The organism is Microtetraspora fusca (assembly GCF_001570365.1).
In the GTDB taxonomy this organism is placed as follows: Bacteria; Actinomycetota; Actinomycetes; order Streptosporangiales; family Streptosporangiaceae; genus Microtetraspora; species Microtetraspora fusca.
In genome coordinates this window covers 262578-279966 of the sequence record NZ_BBYK01000043.1, presented here as the reverse complement: position 1 = coordinate 279966, position 17389 = coordinate 262578, and the positions used below count along the sequence as shown (strand labels likewise).

General features: G+C 69.4%; 14 protein-coding genes and 1 pseudogene. 10 read left to right on the top strand and 5 right to left on the bottom strand.

Annotated features, from left to right (window positions below; genetic code table 11):
- The first annotated feature begins 173 nt into the window (after window positions 1–173).
- The 3 genes from AWQ68_RS12240 (at window position 174) to AWQ68_RS12230 (ending at window position 5072) form a co-directional block, all read left to right on the top strand.
- The gene (locus AWQ68_RS12240) at window positions 174–893 is read left to right on the top strand and encodes a metal-dependent hydrolase (RefSeq protein WP_066939300.1); all 720 of its coding nucleotides are present in this window, start codon (window positions 174–176) and stop codon (window positions 891–893) included.
- 100 nt (window positions 894–993) lie between these two features.
- Window positions 994–2082 (top strand): carcinine hydrolase/isopenicillin-N N-acyltransferase family protein, encoded by a 1089-nt coding sequence (locus tag AWQ68_RS12235; protein ID WP_066939297.1) that lies wholly within the window; start codon window positions 994–996, stop codon window positions 2080–2082.
- Between the two features lie 167 nt (window positions 2083–2249).
- A complete protein-coding gene (locus tag AWQ68_RS12230) occupies window positions 2250–5072 on the top strand; it encodes an aconitate hydratase (RefSeq protein ID WP_174554099.1) in 2823 nt (940 codons plus the stop codon).
- Window positions 5073–5225: 153 nt separating this feature from the next.
- Here AWQ68_RS12230 and AWQ68_RS12225 read toward each other — a convergent pair whose 3' ends face one another.
- Both AWQ68_RS12225 and AWQ68_RS12220 read right to left on the bottom strand, forming a co-directional pair.
- A complete protein-coding gene (locus tag AWQ68_RS12225) occupies window positions 5226–5564 on the bottom strand; it encodes a type II toxin-antitoxin system PemK/MazF family toxin (protein WP_066939291.1) in 339 nt (112 codons plus the stop codon).
- Window positions 5539–5859, bottom strand: coding sequence for a hypothetical protein (locus tag AWQ68_RS12220; protein ID WP_066939289.1), 321 nt, complete (start codon window positions 5857–5859; stop codon window positions 5539–5541). Before AWQ68_RS12220 ends, AWQ68_RS12225 begins: the two co-directional genes overlap by 26 nt.
- 188 nt (window positions 5860–6047) lie before the next feature.
- Here AWQ68_RS12220 and AWQ68_RS12215 point away from each other — a divergent pair, with 188 nt between their 5' ends.
- The 5 genes from AWQ68_RS12215 to AWQ68_RS12195 all read left to right on the top strand — a co-directional run bounded on the left by AWQ68_RS12215 (window position 6048) and on the right by AWQ68_RS12195 (window position 11497).
- The gene (locus tag AWQ68_RS12215) at window positions 6048–6782 is read left to right on the top strand and encodes a sulfite exporter TauE/SafE family protein (RefSeq protein WP_066939287.1); all 735 of its coding nucleotides are present in this window, start codon (window positions 6048–6050) and stop codon (window positions 6780–6782) included.
- Window positions 6783–6979: 197 nt separating this feature from the next.
- Entirely contained in the window at window positions 6980–8098 is a 1119-nt protein-coding gene (locus tag AWQ68_RS12210; protein ID WP_066939284.1) for a sugar ABC transporter substrate-binding protein, read from the top strand.
- 122 nt (window positions 8099–8220) lie between these two features.
- Window positions 8221–8997, top strand: a complete 777-nt coding sequence (locus tag AWQ68_RS12205) for an ATP-binding cassette domain-containing protein (protein WP_066939281.1) — start codon at window positions 8221–8223, stop codon at window positions 8995–8997.
- On the top strand, window positions 8994–10244 hold the full coding sequence (locus AWQ68_RS12200; protein WP_066939279.1) for a sugar ABC transporter permease: 1251 nt from the start codon (window positions 8994–8996) through the stop codon (window positions 10242–10244). The genes AWQ68_RS12205 and AWQ68_RS12200 overlap by 4 nt, the downstream gene beginning before the upstream one ends.
- Window positions 10245–10297: 53 nt before the next feature.
- Complete coding sequence (locus AWQ68_RS12195; protein ID WP_066939521.1) at window positions 10298–11497, top strand: ROK family transcriptional regulator; 1200 nt, start codon at window positions 10298–10300, stop codon at window positions 11495–11497.
- A gap of 9 nt (window positions 11498–11506) precedes the next feature.
- On the opposite strand, the gene AWQ68_RS12190 is transcribed toward AWQ68_RS12195, so the two are convergent.
- Both AWQ68_RS12190 and AWQ68_RS12185 read right to left on the bottom strand, forming a co-directional pair.
- The gene (locus AWQ68_RS12190) at window positions 11507–12301 is read right to left on the bottom strand and encodes a neutral zinc metallopeptidase (RefSeq protein WP_157545177.1); all 795 of its coding nucleotides are present in this window, start codon (window positions 12299–12301) and stop codon (window positions 11507–11509) included.
- Window positions 12302–12419: 118 nt separating this feature from the next.
- Complete coding sequence (locus AWQ68_RS12185; protein WP_084463899.1) at window positions 12420–13196, bottom strand: neutral zinc metallopeptidase; 777 nt, start codon at window positions 13194–13196, stop codon at window positions 12420–12422.
- A gap of 156 nt (window positions 13197–13352) precedes the next feature.
- Between AWQ68_RS12185 and dxs the strand changes: the two genes are divergently transcribed.
- Both dxs and AWQ68_RS12175 read left to right on the top strand, forming a co-directional pair.
- Window positions 13353–15254 carry a 1-deoxy-D-xylulose-5-phosphate synthase gene (gene dxs, locus AWQ68_RS12180; protein WP_066939269.1) on the top strand — a complete coding sequence of 634 codons (1902 nt, stop codon included), beginning with the start codon at window positions 13353–13355 and terminating at the stop codon, window positions 15252–15254.
- Between the two features lie 78 nt (window positions 15255–15332).
- A pseudogene (locus AWQ68_RS12175) lies at window positions 15333–16766 on the top strand (amino acid permease); the annotation flags it as partial.
- A gap of 21 nt (window positions 16767–16787) precedes the next feature.
- Here the strand turns inward: AWQ68_RS12175 and AWQ68_RS46135 are convergent.
- On the bottom strand, window positions 16788–17327 hold the full coding sequence (locus AWQ68_RS46135) for a LysE family translocator (protein ID WP_373281518.1): 540 nt from the start codon (window positions 17325–17327) through the stop codon (window positions 16788–16790).
- Window positions 17328–17389 lie beyond the last annotated feature (62 nt).

Below are 17389 nucleotides of genomic sequence, written 5' to 3'. Positions count from 1 at the left end.
TTCGTTTTCTCCCCGTCCTGACCGGCCGCGGCCGATCTCGGGTGTCCCGAGGTGCGCGGCGGGGGAGCGGAGAGCGTGACCTGTCCCGTCGCTCCGCTCATGGAACGCGCCACGCGCGGTAAAGATCGATTTTGTCGGTCCTTTCCCGTAGCATTACCCGGCGTGATCTGGACATGATGGGACACTCGCACTCACTGAGCGGGGCGGTCGTGTGGCTCGGGGTCGCGCCCGGCCTGGCCGCGCTCCCGGCCGTCGTCGCGCCGGAACTCGCCTCCGTGACCGCCAACATGCTCAGCCCCACGGAGCTGATCGCCGGATCGCTGGTCTGCGCGGGCGCCGCCATGTTGCCGGATCTCGACCATCCCAGCGCCACGATCGCCCAGACCTTCGGGCCGGTCACGTACTGGCTGAGCAAGGGGGTCAACTTCATCAGCGGCGGGCACCGGCATGCCACGCACTCGTTGCTGTTCGCCATCGCGATGGGCCTCGGAACGTACTTCCTGGCCGAGAACTATCCGATCGGGCGCGACGTCATCGTCGTCCTCATGATCGGTCTGGCGCTGCGCGCCATCGGCATCGGCGTGCCGGGGAAGACGCTCACGTCCGCGGTGGTCAACGTCTTCCTCACCGCCGGGGTCTTCGCCACCTTCCATCTGCTCGGCGTGGGCTACGCCTGGCTCGGGCTGGCCATCGGCATCGGCTGCCTGACCCACGTCTGCGGCGACTGCCTGACCGAGCACGGCTGTCCCGTGCTGTGGCCGATCAAGGGCCGGTGGGTCCTGCCGTACAAGATCGGATTCAAGACGGGGAAGGCGTTCGAGCAGAAGGTGCTCGCGCCCGCGCTCTCGCTGGCCGTCGTCGCCCTGCTCTGCCTGCGGCTCATGCCGGCCTGACCTTCCCCGGCGAGCGTTCGTCCGTGCGAACTCCTGGATCTCCCCGAAAAACCGGATGATCCGCCCACACAATCGGCGCGCGGCGGGAGATCATGGCGGCATGGGCAACGCCTCCCGGACCACGGTCACGCTCGTGCTCGCCGTCGCGGCGCTCGCCGCCTGCGGGACCGGAGGCGCTCCTCCGGCCTCTCCCGCCGGGCGGGCCGCGCCGTCGCTCGCGGCCGACGGCGGCGCCCCGTCACCGTCGGGAGTTGGGAGGAGCATGAACGGAGCGTCCCCGGGGCGGGAGGACCTGTCCCGCGAGCAGGCCGCCACGCTGGCGAGTCTGCGCAAGGTGGACGACCACCCCTTGTGGACGATGACCTACCAGGGCGGATACGACCGCCTGGCGACGGTCGCGCCCACGCTGACACCGGACACGTTCGGCTGCTCGCTGTTCGCCGCGCACGGCGACCCGGCGGCGCCGGTGTTCGGCCGGAACTTCGACTTCGACCACCAGCCCGCGCTGCTGCTGTTCGCCTCGCCGCCGGACGGGTACGCCTCGGTCTCCATGGTGGACGTGTCGTACCTCGGGCTGAGGTCGGACGCCGACTTCACCACCGACGCCGGGCGGCGGGCCCTGCTCGGTGCCCCGCTGCTGCCGTTCGACGGGATGAACGCCAAGGGGCTGGTCGTGGGCATGGCGACCGTGCCCGAGGCGAAGCCGACGTTCGACGCCAAGCGTCGCACCGTCGGCAGCCTGCGCGTCCAGCGCCTCGTGCTCGACCAGGCGGCGACCGTGGACGAGGCGATCGCCGTCTTCGGCCGGTACAACGTCGACTTCAGCGACAGCCCGCCGCTGCATTACATGTTCGCCGACGCTCAGGGGCGGTCGGCGGTCGTCGAGTTCACCGGCGGCGAGATGGTGGTACGGCGCGGCGAGGGCCCGTGGCAGGCCATGACGAACTTCACCCTGGCGACGTCCACGGAGGAGAGCCGCCGGGCCGATCAGCGCTACCGGACGCTGAGCGAGGCCCTGGAGAGCAGCGGAGGCAAGGTGTCGGACGGCCGGGCCATGGATCTGCTCGCCGACGTCCGGCAGGGCCACACGCAATGGTCGATCGTGTACGGCCAGAAGAGCGGAGAGGTGCGGCTGGCCACCGGTCAGAGGTACGGCACCGTGCACCGATTCCGGCTCCCCGTCGGCTGACGCGCCTCGCCGGTTCCCGCCTCGTACGCTCCCGGGCCGGAGCTTCCGGGGGCGATCGGGGGACTTAATTTGATATCAAGATATCTACCGAGATATCTTGATATCGAGAGACTCCCAAACCGGTTAGGTGAACCTAACTGTCGGACGTGTTCCGTGGGTGCGGGAGGATGCGAAAGCGAACTTTGACGGCCCGTAACCTGGGGAGGCGAAACGTCGTGTCCGAGAACAGCTTCGGCAGCCGCGACACGTTGCGCGTCGGTGACGCGTCCTACGAGATCTACCGGCTGGACGCCGTCGAGGGGTCGGCGCGCCTCCCGTACAGTCTGAAGATTTTGCTGGAGAACCTGCTCCGCACGGAGGACGGCGCGAACATCACCGCCGACCACATCCGTGCCCTGGCGAGCTGGGACCCGAACGCCGCGCCGAGCGTCGAGATCCAGTTCACCCCGGCCCGTGTGATCATGCAGGACTTCACCGGCGTGCCCTGCGTCGTCGACCTCGCCACCATGCGCGAGGCCGTACGCGACCTCGGCGGCGACCCGGCGCGGATCAACCCGCTCGCCCCCGCCGAGATGGTCATCGACCACTCCGTCATCGTCGACTACTTCGGCCACCCGGACTCCTTCGCCCGGAACGTCCAGCGCGAGTACGAGCGCAATCACGAGCGCTACCAGTTCCTGCGCTGGGGCCAGACCGCGTTCGACGAGTTCAAGGTGGTCCCGCCGGGCACCGGCATCGTCCACCAGGTGAACATCGAGCACCTCGCCCGCGTCGTGATGATCAGGGACGGCAAGGCCTACCCCGACACCTGCGTCGGCACCGACTCGCACACCACCATGGAGAACGGCATCGGCGTCCTGGGCTGGGGCGTCGGCGGCATCGAGGCCGAGGCCGCCATGCTCGGCCAGCCGATCTCGATGCTGATCCCGCGCGTCGTCGGCTTCAAGCTGACCGGCAAGCTCCCGGCCGGCGCCACCGCCACCGACCTCGTCCTCACGATCACCGAGATGCTGCGCAAGCACGGCGTCGTCGGCAAGTTCGTCGAGTTCTACGGCGAGGGCGTCTCCAGCGTTCCGCTGGCCAACCGCGCCACCATCGGCAACATGAGCCCCGAGTTCGGCTCCACCTGCGCGATCTTCCCGATCGACGGCGAGACGATCGGCTACCTCACGCTCACCGGCCGCTCGGCCGAGCAGGTCGCCCTCGTCGAGGCGTACGCCAAGGAGCAGGGCCTCTGGCTGGACCCGTCCGCTCCGGAGCCGGTCTTCTCCGAGTACATCGAGCTGGACCTGTCCACCGTCGTCCCGTCGATCGCCGGTCCGAAGCGTCCGCAGGACCGCATCGCCCTGGCCTCGGCCAAGGAGGCCTGGCGGGCCGCCGTGCGCGACTACGTGCCCGGCGACAGCATCCAGGGCCCGGCCGACGAGGCGTCCGCCGAGTCGTTCCCGGCGTCGGACTCCCCGGCGATCTCGCACGGTGGCGCGGGCGACGCTCCGCACGCCGCCCGGCTCAACGGCGGCCGTCCGAACCGGCCGACCCCGGTCACGCTGGCCGACGGCACCTCGTTCGAGGTCGACCACGGCGCGGTCGTGATCGCCGCGATCACCTCCTGCACGAACACCTCGAACCCGTACGTCATGCTCGGCGCGGCCCTGCTCGCCAAGAACGCCGTGGACAAGGGCCTGACCCGCAAGCCGTGGGTGAAGACGTCGCTCGCGCCCGGCTCCCAGGTCGTCACCGGCTACTTCGAGCGTTCCGGCCTCCAGCCGTACCTCGACAAGCTCGGCTTCAACCTCGTCGGCTACGGCTGCACCACCTGCATCGGCAACTCCGGCCCGCTGCCGGAGGAGATCTCGGCCGCCGTGCAGAGCTCCGACCTCGCGGTGACCGCGGTGCTGTCCGGCAACCGCAACTTCGAGGGCCGGATCAACCCGGACGTCAAGATGAACTACCTGGCGTCCCCGCCGCTCGTGGTCGCGTACGCGCTGGCCGGCACGATGGACATCGACCTCAACAACGAGCCGCTCGGCGTCGGCGCCGACGGTCAGCCGGTGTTCCTCAAGGACATCTGGCCCTCGCCCGAGGACGTCTCCACGGTCGTCGCCGAGTCCATCGGCCAGGAGATGTTCCTGCACGACTACGCCGACGTGTTCAAGGGCGACGAGAACTGGCAGTCGCTGCCCATCCCGACCGGTGACACCTTCGAGTGGGACCCGGCCTCGACGTACGTGCGCAAGGCGCCGTACTTCGAGGGGATGCCCGCCTCGCCCGAGCCGGTGACGGACATCTCCGGCGCCCGGGTGCTGGCCCTGCTCGGCGACTCGGTCACCACCGACCACATCTCGCCGGCCGGCTCGATCAAGGCCGACTCGCCCGCCGGGCAGTACCTGCGCGAGAACGGCGTCGCGGTCAAGGACTTCAACTCGTACGGCTCCCGCCGGGGCAACCACGAGGTGATGATCCGCGGCACCTTCGCCAACATCCGGCTGAAGAACCTGCTGCTGAAGGGTGTGGAGGGCGGCTACACCCGCGACTTCACCAAGGGCGGCGAGCAGTCGTTCATCTACGACGCCTCGCAGAACTACCAGGCCGCGGGCATCCCGCTGGTGGTCCTGGCCGGCAAGGAGTACGGCTCCGGCTCGTCCCGCGACTGGGCCGCCAAGGGCACCGCGCTGCTCGGCGTCCGCGCCGTCATCGCCGAGTCGTACGAGCGCATCCACCGCTCCAACCTCATCGGCATGGGCGTGCTGCCGCTGCAGTTCCCGGAGGGGCAGAATGCGGCATCCCTGGGCCTGACCGGCGAGGAGACCTTCGACATCGTCGGAGTCGAGGAGCTGAACACGGGCACCACGCCCGCCACCGTGACCGTGCGCGCCGGGGACGTCGAGTTCCAGGCCGTCGTGCGGATCGACACCCCGGGCGAGGCGGACTACTACCGCCACGGCGGGATCATGCAGTACGTCCTGCGTTCGCTGCTCGCCAAGAGCTGAGCTGCCGGACGCGGATCCCGGCCGCCTTCTCGGCGGCCGGGGCGTGCCCCCAGGCCATCTCCGCCGGGCACGCACCGAGGCCGTGAACCTCGAACAGGCCGCGGAGCCGTCCGGGCAGGGACACCCTCCCTCCCCGGACGGCTCCGGTGTTTTCTAGAGCATCTCGCGAACCCACTCGGCGATCTCCGACACCACGTCAAGGGAGACACCGCCGATCCTTGACCCGAATCGCGTGGGCGAGATCGCTCGCACCTGCTCAACCATCGCCCAACTGGACTTCGGCAGACCGGTTCCTTCCGGCTCTATCTCGATGTGCGTCTCCCAACCCCGGAACCGCGTGGTCAGGGGAACGGCGAGCACCGGATCCCAGACGGTTCTGATCGTGCGATCGTTGCTGATGACGAGCGCGGGACGGACGTATCCCTGTTCCCGGCCCGCGGGCTCACCGAGATCGGCCCACCAGATGTCACCCTGCGTGATCCGCACGGCCATCCTCCGGGAGTGTGATCACGCCCTCCCACTCGGGGGCTATCCGTCGCGTCGGAGAAGGGCCACCGAGCCATAGTTCTTGCTCGGCGAGATACTCGGCCCAGCTTTCGGGGTCTTCCCGTCTGGTTCGTTCCATCTGCTCCGCGACCCGCTGCCAGCGGAGTTTCCTCTCCTGTTCTTTGATGGCGTCGTCAATCACTGCCGTCATTGACTTTCCTTCCTGTTCGGCGAGTTTTGCGATCTTGTCGCGCGTGGCGAAGCTGACCCGGATCGTCGTCGTCTTGGGCTCGGTGCTCATACTCAAGAGGCTACGACGACATCTACATAACGGTCTACGACTCCGTCTCAAGGTCGATTTTAGTGACCGTCCGATTACTCTCGCAAGAGGATTCGATTACTGTCAGTGATTGTCCGGGTATGTCAGCTATGGCGGCGGCGGTATGGCGGGTGAAACCGGGTTTCGGACGGTGGTTAGCCTCGGCTGGCATGGATCACGATGTTCATCTCCTGCTCGTCGCGGGCCTGGCGGTCTGCGTCGGGGCGATCGTTCAGGGCGGTGTGGGTTTCGGTCTGGGCCTGGTCGCCGCGCCGCTGCTGACACTGATCGACCCGTCGGCCATGCCCGGGGCCGTCCAGGTGGTCAACGCCACGCTTCCGCTGTTCACGCTGGCCACCGAGTGGCGCAGGGTGGACTGGCGCGGTCTCGGGTTCGGCGTACTCGGCCGCCTGCCCGGCACGCTCGTGGGCGCGCTGGTGGTCGTGCACGTCAGCGCCGGGACCCTGGGCGTGCTCGTCGGGGTGATGGTCGTGGTCGCGATCCTGCTCAGCGCGCGGACGGTCAGTGTCCCGCGCAACGCGGCGACCCTGGTCGGCGCGGGCTTCTGCTCGGGGATCACCGGCACCGCCACCGGCATCGGCGGCCCGCCGATGGCCCTGGTCTACCAGAACGCCAAGGGGCCGCAGATCCGGGCCACCCTCGCCATGTTCTTCTTCTTGAGCGCCGCCCAGTCCCTGGTCGTCCTGCGTGTGGTCGGCAAGCTGCCCGAGCGGGCCGTCGTGGCCGGGCTCTCGCTGATCCCGTTCCTGATCGTGGGATTCCTCGTCTCGCGACCGCTGCGGCGTTACCTCGACGGCGGGCGGACCCGCGCCGCCGTCCTCGCCGTGGCGGCCGTGTCGGCGGGCGCACTCATCGTGCAGAGCCTGGCCGGCCAGGCCGGTTGACCGTACATTTCTTGATTGTTACTGCGGACAACAAACGTTACCTTCCTGTGTCTTTCAACAGCATTGGCCCTGGATTACGTTGTGCCAAACAACATTCACCGATGCGGTGACCACCGTGACCCGGAGGTGCCGTACCGGACCGGCGCAGAGCTCGGCCACGTCCAGACCCCCAGTGTCAGAGAAAGGACCCAGGCAGTATGCGCAAGGGGATCCTCAGCATCGCCGCCGCTGGCGCGGCGCTTTCCCTCGGTCTCACCGCCTGCGGGGGCGAGAGCGGTGACACCACCACGGCGCAGGCCGGCGACACTCCCTCCGCGTCGTCGGCCCCGAGCGGCAAGATCGGCGTCATCCTCCCCGACAGCAAGTCCTCGGCCCGGTGGGAGACCGCCGACCGCAAGTACCTCGAAGAGGCGTTCAAAGCCGCGGGCGTCGCCTACGAGATCCAGAACGCGCAGGGGGACAAGAACTCGTTCCAGACCATCGCCGAGCAGATGATCACCGGCGGTGTGAACGTCCTGGCGATCGTCAACCTGGACAGCGGCACCGGCAAGGCCGTCCTCGACAAGGCGAAGTCGCAGGGGGTGGCCACCATCGACTACGACCGCCTCACGCTGGGAGGCAACGCCGACTACTACGTGAGCTTCGACAACACCGCCGTCGGCAAGCTCCAGGGCGAGGGCCTGGCCAAGTGCCTGACCGACAAGAAGGCCGACAAGCCGATCATCGCCGAACTGAACGGCTCGCCCACCGACAACAACGCCACGCTGTTCAAGGAGGGCTACGACGGCGTGCTCAAGCCCAAGTACGACGCCGGCGAGTACGTCAAGGGCCCCGACCAGTCGGTGCCCGACTGGGACAACACCCAGGCCGGCACCATCTTCGAGCAGATGCTGACCAGCACGCCCAAGATCGCCGGCGTCCTCGCGGCCAACGACGGCCTCGGCAACGCCGCCATCTCCGTGCTGAAGAAGAACAAGCTCAACGGCAAGGTGCCGGTCACCGGCCAGGACGCCACCGTCCAGGGCCTGCAGAACATCCTCGCCGGCGACCAGTGCATGACGGTCTACAAGGCCGTCAAGCAGGAGGCGGACGCCACCGCGGGGCTCGCGATCGCCCTCGCCCAGGGCCAGAAGCCGGCTGCGAACGGCAGCGTCAAGGACACCGAGACCGGCAAGGACGTCGCCGCGGTCCTGCTCACCCCGAAGGCCATCTACTTCGACAACGTCAAGGACGTCGTGGCCGACGGATACGTCAGCAAGGACGAGCTGTGCACCGGCGACTTCGCCGACAAGTGCGCCGAGGCCGGAGTCAGCTGATCCCCTTCCCCCCGGCCGCGTACGGCTCGCGCTCCGTCGGCCGGGCGCGGGACGCGCCGCGCGGCGCGCCCCGCGCCCGGCCCGCGAGCGGTGCCGGCCCCCGAACAACGGAGTAGTCCATCGTGTCCCAGGCACCTGTCCTGGAACTGCGCGGGATCCACAAGAGCTTCGGTCCCGTGCAGGTCCTTCACGACGTCGCCTTCTCGGTGTTCCCCGGCGAGGTGACCGCGCTCGTCGGCGACAACGGGGCGGGCAAGTCCACGCTGGTGAAGTGCATCGGCGGCATCTATCCGATCGACTCCGGCGAGTACTTCTTCGAAGGCGAGAAGGTCCAGGTCAGCGGGCCCAGGGACGCGGCCGGCCTGGGCGTCGAGATCGTCTACCAGGACCTCGCGCTGTGCGACAACCTCGACATCGTGCAGAACATGTTCCTCGGGCGGGAACGCAGGAGCGGCCTGATCCTGGACGAGGCCACGATGGAGGAGCTGGCGGCCAGGACCCTGGACGGCCTCGCGGTCCGCACGGTGACGTCGCTCCGTCAGCGGGTGTCCAGCCTCTCGGGAGGCCAGCGGCAGACCGTCGCGATCGCCAAGGCCGTCCTGTGGAACAGCAAGGTCGTCATCCTCGACGAGCCGACCGCCGCCCTCGGCGTCGCCCAGACGGCGCAGGTCCTCGATCTGGTGCGCCGCCTCGCCGACCGGGGGCTCGCCGTGGTGCTCATCTCGCACAACATGAACGACGTCTTCGCCGTGTCCGACCGGGTCGCGGCGCTCTACCTCGGCCGGATGGCCGCCCAGGTGAAGACCTCCGAGGTCACGCACTCCCAGGTCGTGGAGCTCATCACGGCCGGACGCAGCGGCGAGCTCGGCCTGCAGAACGGCAACGGAGCTACGTCATGACGACCACCATGGTTCCGGAGAAGGGCGCCGCCGGCGCTCCGGCCCTCGCGCCGCACGTCCGCGACTACGTGGAGCGGGTCCGGGGCGGAGAACTCGGCGCGCTGCCGGCGGTGACCGGGCTGGTCGTGCTCTGCGCGGTCTTCTCCATCCTGCGCCCGGCGTTCCTGTCGCCCATCAACTTCGCCAACCTGTTCACCCAGGGCGCGGCGGTCGCGGTCATCGCGATGGGCCTGATCTTCGTGCTGCTGCTCGGCGAGATCGACCTGTCGGCGGGCTTCGCCAGCGGCGTCTGCGCGGCGGTCCTCGGGGTGCTGCTCACCAACGAGGGCTGGCCCTGGTACGCGGCCGTGCTCGCCGCGATGGCGACCGGCGCGGCCATCGGCCTCGTGATCGGCACACTGGTGGCCAAGCTCGGCATCCCCTCCTTCGTGGTCACGCTGGCCGCGTTCCTGGCCTTCCAGGGCGTCGTCCTGCTGCTGCTCAAGGAGGGCACCAACATCTCGATCCGGGACCAGACCATCCTGGCGATCGCCAACAAGAACATGGCACCCGCGCTCGGGTGGGTGTGCGTGGCGGCCGGGGTGCTGGCCTACGCCGCGCTCCAGGTCGTGCAGGCCCGCAGGCGGACGGCGAGGGGACTGCCCGCCGTCCCGATGTCGCTGATCGCCTTCCGGGTGGGAACGCTCGCGGTGATCTCGGGCGTCGCCGTCTTCCTGCTCAACCTTGAGCGCAGCCGCAACGCCGTCATCGTCTCGCTCAAGGGCGTGCCCATCGTGGTGCCGGTGATCGTCGTCCTGCTCGTCGTGCTGACGTTCGTGCTGCAGCGCACGGCGTACGGCAGGCACATCTACGCGGTGGGCGGCAACGCGGAGGCGGCGCGCCGCGCCGGCATCGACGTGGACCGGATCCGCATCTCGGCGTTCGTCGTCTGCTCGTTCATGGCGTCGATCGGCGGCATCATCGCGGCCTCTCGGGCCAACTCGGTCGACCCGAACACGGGTGGCAGCAACGTGCTGCTGTTCGCCGTGGGCGCCGCGGTGATCGGCGGCACCAGCCTCTTCGGCGGCAAGGGCCGGGCACTGGACGCGCTCCTGGGCGGCGCCGTGGTGGCGGTGATCGAGAACGGCATGGGCCTGATGGGCTACACATCGGGCGTCAAGTACGCGGTCACCGGCTGCGTGCTGCTGCTCGCCGCGGGTGTGGACGCCCTGTCCCGCAAGAGGGCGGCGGCCACCGGCAGGAGATGACCCCGCTATCGTGGTCCCCGAACCATGAACCCCCGACGAAGTCCGGACGGATGATGCGCGCAGGTCCCTCACAGGAGGAGATCCGCAGGCACAACCTGGGCACCCTGCTCCGCCACGTGCACCTGAGCGGGCCGACGTCCAGGGCCGAGCTGGCGGGCCGCATGGGATTGAACCGCAGCACCATCATGGCGCTCACCGCGGACCTGACGGCGGCGGGACTGGTGCGCGAGGAGCTGCCGCGGGAGACCGGCCGGGCCGGACGGCCCTCACTGGTCGTGCGGCCCGAGTCCGCCCGGGTGTACGTCCTCGCCTTCGACGTGGGCGTCGACCGGCTGGTCGCCGCCCGGGTCGGCATCGGCGGCGTGATCCTCGACCGCCGCGAGACGGTGCGGCCGCGCGGCGGCTTCGAGATGCCCGAGGTTGTCGCCGCGCTGGCGGGCTTCGCGCGGCAGATGCACCGCAAGACCCGCCCGGACACGGTCTGCGTCGGCGCCGCGGCGGCGATCTGCGGCTCGGTCGGCCGGACGGACGGCGTCGTCAGGTTCGGTCCCAACATCGGGTTCAAGGACGCGCCGTTCGGCGAGGAACTGTCGAAGAGGCTGGCCCTGGGCCTGCCGGTCACGGTCGGCAACGACGGCAACGTGGGCGCGATCGCCGAGCAGTCGCGGGGCGTCGGGATCGGCTGCCGGGACCTGATCTATCTGCACGGCGACGTGGGCATCGGCGGCGGCATCGTGGTGAACGGCCAGCTCCTCGGGGGCCTGGCCGGCTACGGCGGCGAGGTCGGCCACATGGTCGTCAACCCCGGGGGACGCCCCTGTGCCTGCGGCTCCCGCGGCTGCCTGGAGGCCGAGGTCGGGGAACGCGCGCTCATGGAGCTGGCCGGTCACAGCACCGAGCTCACCGGCAGGGAGGCCGTGCGCGCGGTCGTCGACGCGGCGGGCCGGGGCGACGTGCGGGCGCAGGACGCCCTGCACCGGGTCGGCGACTGGCTCGGTCTCGGCGTGGCCAACCTGGTCAATATCTTCAACCCGGAGATGGTCATCTTCGGGGGAGTGCTGAGGGAGCTCTATCTCGGCGCGGCCGCCCAGGTCCGGAGCCGGATCAACACCTCGACGCTGGTCGCGTCGCGCGAGGACCTGCGGCTGCGCATCTCGGCGCTGGGCGACGACGCGACGGTGGTGGGGGCCGCCGAGCTGGCTTTCGCCCAGGTGCTCGCCGACCCCCTGGAAGTCCTGTCGCGCCTCGCCTGAGGCCGTGGGTCAGGCGACCCGCGCGTTCGGCGCCGCCCAGGTGTTGCAGGCGCCGGGCGAGGCGGAGTCGAAGCCGCGCTCCAGCCAGTACGCCTGGTTGCGGCCCTTGCCGTGCGCGCTGTCCGTGGCGTTCTTGGAGGCCCAGTCCACCACGTAGTCGTACTCGCGCTGATCCACCGGCAGGTAGTCCTCGGCGGCGCGGAGGAAGACGCCGGAGAAGCACTCCGCCTGCTGCTCCAGGCGGTGGCTCATCAGGTTCCGGGCGGTGCGGTTCCGCGTCCGGTTGTAGTCGCTCCAGTAGGTGGTGATGATCCCGCTGCGCTGCTGCACGTGGTGGCCGTACTCGTGCGCCATGGTCTTGGCCAGGACGAGCGGGAACGGGTCCTTGATCTGCGACTTGAGCAGGCGGAAGTAGATCGTCCGGGAGTCGGGGCAGTAGTGCGCGGGGGACCAGCTCGTGAGCGTGCCGCACGGCGACTTCGTCCCGGTGGTCATGATCACGACGCGGGGCCGGCTGAACTGCCAGCCGACCGCCTTGAACTGGCGGGTCCACAGAATGTCGTTGCACTTCGCGACGTACTGCAGGTAGCGCTTGATCGAGGCGGCGCTGCCCTTACGGGGTTCCGTGGGGGCGCAGGCCACTGCCTTCGCCATGCCGGAGCGGTAGAGCTTGTTGCTGGTCATGACCGAGGGCGCCGATGTCGCGCTCTTGGTCGTATCGGTCGTGGCCGAGGCGGGTGCCGCGCCGATGACCATCGAACCGGCGAGCAGTCCTGGGACCACTGCGATAAGGGGGATTCGCATGGTCACGTGAGCCTATTGCACCAGACTGCCGCTACATGACCATAATCATGATTCTTTCGGCGTTTTGTGACGCGACCGGTACGGCCGGCCGGAGCGGTCGGCCGTACGTCGCCCCAGGTCAGGCGACCTTCGACGCGGGCGCGGAGAAGGTGTTGCACACGCCCGGCCCGTTACCGTTCCAGCCGCGCTTGAGCCAGTAGCGGATGTTCTTGGCCTTCCCGTGCAGCGCGTCGCCGAGCGTGCGCTCCAGCAGGTCGTCCCAGTCGAACTGGTCCCGGCCCAGCGAGTGCCACACGCTGCCGATGAATGCGCCGGAGAAGCACGCCGCCTGCAGTTCGATGCGCCGGCTCATGGCGTAGGCCGCGGCCTTGCTCGCCCTGCGCGTCGCCCGGTCCGCCGCGGGCAGGATGCCGGCCCGGTCCTGGATGTAATGCCCGTACTCGTGCGCGATCACTGTGAACAGCTCGAACTCGGACGGGTCCTTGAGCTGGTGCTTGTCGATGAGGACCCACATCGTCTTGTCCACCTGGCAGTACATGCCGGCCGCGTAACCCGCCGGGTACCGGCCGCAGCCCGTACGCGCGGCCCCGGTGATGAACCGGACCTTGGGCTTGCTGAACGGCAGCTTCGCCTGCGCGAACTCCTCACCCCAGGAGAGGTTCAGGCAGTCCATCAGGTGGTCGAGATAGATCTTGTACGAGTCGACGTCGTCGGGCTGGCGGTTCAGCTCCTTGCACTCGGTGAAGTCGAACTCGCCCGTCGTATAGATCGGGTTCTTGGTCAGCGCGGCCTTGCCGGTGGGTACAGGTCGTGCAGAAGTGGAGGCGACGGCCGTACCGGAAAGGAGAAGGCTTACGATCAGCCCCATGAGCAGCGCGATAAGGGATTTCCGCATGGAGTCAGGAGCGTAGGGTAAAGGTCAAGTCCTGGTAAAGCGGAAATATATCGATCCTGCTTCAAATAGTGTGACGCCTCGGTGCTGCCCAGGGAAGCGTCACGATGTTCTCGAACTAGACTCAGCCTGTTCGACGGCGAGCGGGAAGGATGTTTCGTGGGGATTCTGGACACGGTGAAGGGTCCGCAGGACGTCAGGCGGATGGACGCCGGCGACCTTCCGCGGCTCGCCGCGGAGATCCGCGAACTGCTGGTCTCGTCCGTCGCCAAGACGGGCGGCCACCTCGGCCCCAACCTCGGCGTCGTCGAGCTCACCATCGCCCTGCACCGGGTCTTCGAGTCGCCGCGCGACCCCATCCTCTTCGACACCGGACACCAGTCGTACGTGCACAAGATGCTCACCGGCCGGGCCGGCGACTTCGGCACGCTGCGCCAGGAGGGCGGCCTGTCGGGATATCCGAGCCAGGCCGAGTCCGAGCACGACGTGATCGAGAACTCGCACGCCTCCACCGCCCTGTCCTACGCCGACGGCCTCGCCAAGGCGTTCACGCTGCGCGGCGAGACCGGCCGCACGGCCGTCGCGGTCATCGGCGACGGCGCGCTGACGGGCGGCATGGCCTGGGAGGCGCTCAACAACATCGCGGCCCGCAAGGACCTCCCGCTGATCATGGTGGTCAACGACAACGGCCGCTCCTACTCGCCGACCATCGGCGGTCTCGCCAGCCACCTGTCGTCGCTGCGGATGACGCAGAAGTACGAGGACGCGCTGGGGTTCGTCAAGGAGAACCTGGCCAAGGTCCCGGTGGTGGGCGCGCCCTTCTACGACGCCCTGCACGGCATGAAGAAGGGCATCAAGGACATCCTCGCGCCGCAGGTGATGTTCGAGGACCTCGGCCTCAAGTACGTCGGCCCGATCGACGGCCACGACCTGGAGGCGCTGGAGGCCGCCCTGCGCAAGGCCAAGGGCTTCGGCGGGCCGGTCATCGTCCACGTCCTCACCCGCAAGGGCCAGGGCTACTCGCCCGCGGAGAACCACGACGAGGACAACTTCCACGGGCCCGGCCCGTTCGACCCCGTCACGGGCGAGGAGCCCCCCAAGCCGCACAGCTGGACGAACGTGTTCAGCGAGGAGATCGTCCGGCTCGGCGCCGAGCGCCCGGACATCGTCGCGATCACCGCGGCGATGCTGTACCCGGTCGGGCTCGCCCCCTTCGCCGAGGCCTACCCCGACCGCATCTACGACGTCGGCATCGCCGAGCAGCACGCCCTCACGTCCGCCGCCGGGCTGGCGATGGGCGGGCTGCGTCCCGTGGTCGCGCTCTACGCCACCTTCCTCAACCGGGCCTTCGACCAGCTTCTGATGGACGTCGCCCTGCACCGGCTGCCCGTCGTGGTCACGCTGGACCGCTCGGGAGTCACCGGCGACGACGGCGCCAGCCACAACGGCATGTGGGACATGTCGATCCTCCAGATCGTCCCCGGCCTGTCGATGGCCGCGCCCCGCGACGCCGTACGGCTGCGTGAGCTGCTCCGCGAGGCGGTCGCGATCGAGGGCGGCCCGTCCGTGGTCCGCTACCCCAAGGGCGCGGTCGCCGCCGAAATCGCGGCCGTCGGCAAGATCGGCACGATGGACGTGCTGCGCTCCGGAGAGCCCGACGTGCTCCTGGTGGCGGTCGGCTCGATGGCCGAGGTGTGCCTGGACGCGGCGGCGTTGCTGGACGCTCAGGGCATCTCCGCCACCGTGGTGGACCCGCGCTGGGTCAAGCCGCTCGACGATGCGCTGGTCCCGCTCGCCGCCGAGCACAAGCTCGTGGTGGTCGTCGAGGACAACGGCCGGGTCGGCGGCGTGGGCGACGCGGTCGCCCGGATGCTGCGCGACGCCGACGTGGACGTGCCGGTGCGGACCTACGGCATCCCGCAGCGCTTCCTCGACCACGCGAAGCGGCCGAAGATCCTCGCCGAGATCGGCCTCACCGGGCAGGACCTCGCCCGGGAGATCACCGAGGCGGTGGCGCGGCGCTCGTCCGTCCTCGAGGACGACCCGGCCGGCCAGGTCTGACACCCCCGTCCCGGAAACGCGCGTGAACCGCGCGTTTCCGGGAACCTTGCAGGTCATCGCCAGTTGGGGGGCCTGCGTATGAGCCGGATGGCCATTTTTCGGACAAAGTCGGTCGAGCAATCGCTCCAAGACACCCAAGGTGGAAAATACCGGCTCGTCCGCACCCTGAACGCCCTCGACCTGACCGTTTTCGGGGTCGGTGTCATCATCGGCACCGGCATCTTCGTGCTGACCGGCGTCGCGGCCAAGACCACCGCGGGCCCCGCCGTCGCGATCTCCTTCGTCGCCGCGGCGATCGCCTGCGGCCTCGCCGCCCTCTGCTACGCCGAGTTCGCCGCCACCGTCCCGGTCGCCGGCTCCGCCTACACGTTCGCGTACGCGACGATCGGCGAGTTCCCCGCCTGGATCATCGGCTGGGACCTGACGCTCGAACTCACCCTCGCCGCCGCCGTGGTCGCCTCCGGCTGGTCGGGCTACTTCACCTCGCTGCTGCGGAGCGTCGGCGTCAACCTGCCCCCCTCCATCGCGGGGGACACCGCCGTGGTGAACGTCCCCGCGGCGGCCATCGTGCTGCTGCTCACCGCCATCCTGATCGCGGGCATCAAGACGTCCGCCCGGTTCAACGCCGCCATGGTAGCGATCAAGATCAGCGTCGTGCTGCTCGTCATCGTGGCCGGCCTGTTCTTCCTCAAGGCGGAGAACTATCAGCCGTTCATCCCCCCGTCCCAGGAGATCGCGACCAGGGGCGGGCTCGCCGCGCCGCTCATCCAGGTGCTGTTCGGGGTGACACCGGTCGCGTTCGGCGTCTCCGGCATCTTCACCGCCGCCGCGCTGGTCTTCTTCGCCTACATCGGGTTCGACGTGGTCGCCACCGCCGCCGAGGAGACCCGCGACCCGCAGCGCAACCTGCCGATCGGCATCCTCGCCTCTCTGGGGATCTGCACGTTCCTGTACGTCGCGGTCTCCCTGGTGGTCGTCGGCATGCAGCCGTACACGGAGCTGAGCGAGTCGGCGCCGCTCGCCGACGCGTTCCTCTCGGTCGGGCAGGCGTGGCTGGCCACGGTGATCAGCCTCGGGGGCATCGCCGGGCTCACCACCGTGGTGATGATCCTCATGCTCGGCCAGAGCCGGGTCCTGTTCGCCATGTGCCGCGACAGCCTGCTGCCGCACGGGCTCGCCCGCGTCCACCAGCGGTTCCACACGCCGTACGTGATCACGGTGATCATCGGGGTGGCCACCGCGACGCTCGCCGCGCTGATCCCGCTGGCCGCGATCGCCCAACTGGTCAACATCGGGACGCTCTTCGCGTTCGTGGTCGTGTCCATCGGGGTGGTCATCCTGCGGCGGACGCGGCCCGACCTGCCCCGGGCGTTCCGCGCGCCGTGGGTCCCGGTGCTGCCGATCCTGTCCGTGCTGGCCTGCCTGTACCTGATGCTCAACCTGCCGGTGGAGACCTGGCTGCGGTTCGTCGTGTGGATGATCGCCGGGGTCGTCATCTACTTCGCGTACGGTGTTCGCCACAGCAGGGCGCGGCTAGCCGGTGACGCCCCGGACGAGGAGCAGCAGCCCGGTGGCGGCCAGCAGCAGGGCGCTCCCTACGAGCAGGACGCGATAGCCGCGCGCCCCGAGGCGATGCCGTCCCACGCCGATCAGCGCCGCCAGCGCCGCCTTGGAGCCGACCAGCACGAGGTAGAAGCCGCCGGTGAACGCCAGCGCGGAGGCCGGGGAGCGGTCCCAGGCGGTGGCGAAGATCGGAGCGCCGACGGCGATCCAGAAGAGCCATGGGTGCGGATTAAGCATGTTGACCGCGACGCCGCGCAGCAGCTCCCGGGCGGAGGAGGGCGCGGTGACGCCGGGCTCGGGCGGCAGGGCGGTACGGGCCTCACGGGCCGAGGAGACCGCCAGGTAGACGACGTAGAGGCCGCCCAGGACGGACAGCGCGCGCAGGAGCGCCCCGGGCAGCGCGCCGACGGCGGTGACCGAGAGCAGCACGACGGGCAGGTCGGAGAGAAGGGGGACGCAGGCCAGCCCGAGCCCGGCCCGGAAGCCGCCCCGCAGGCTGGCAGTGATCACCAGGCCGAGCAGCGCCCCCGGCGCGACCCCGGCACCCAGCCCGAGGCTCAGCCCCAATAACA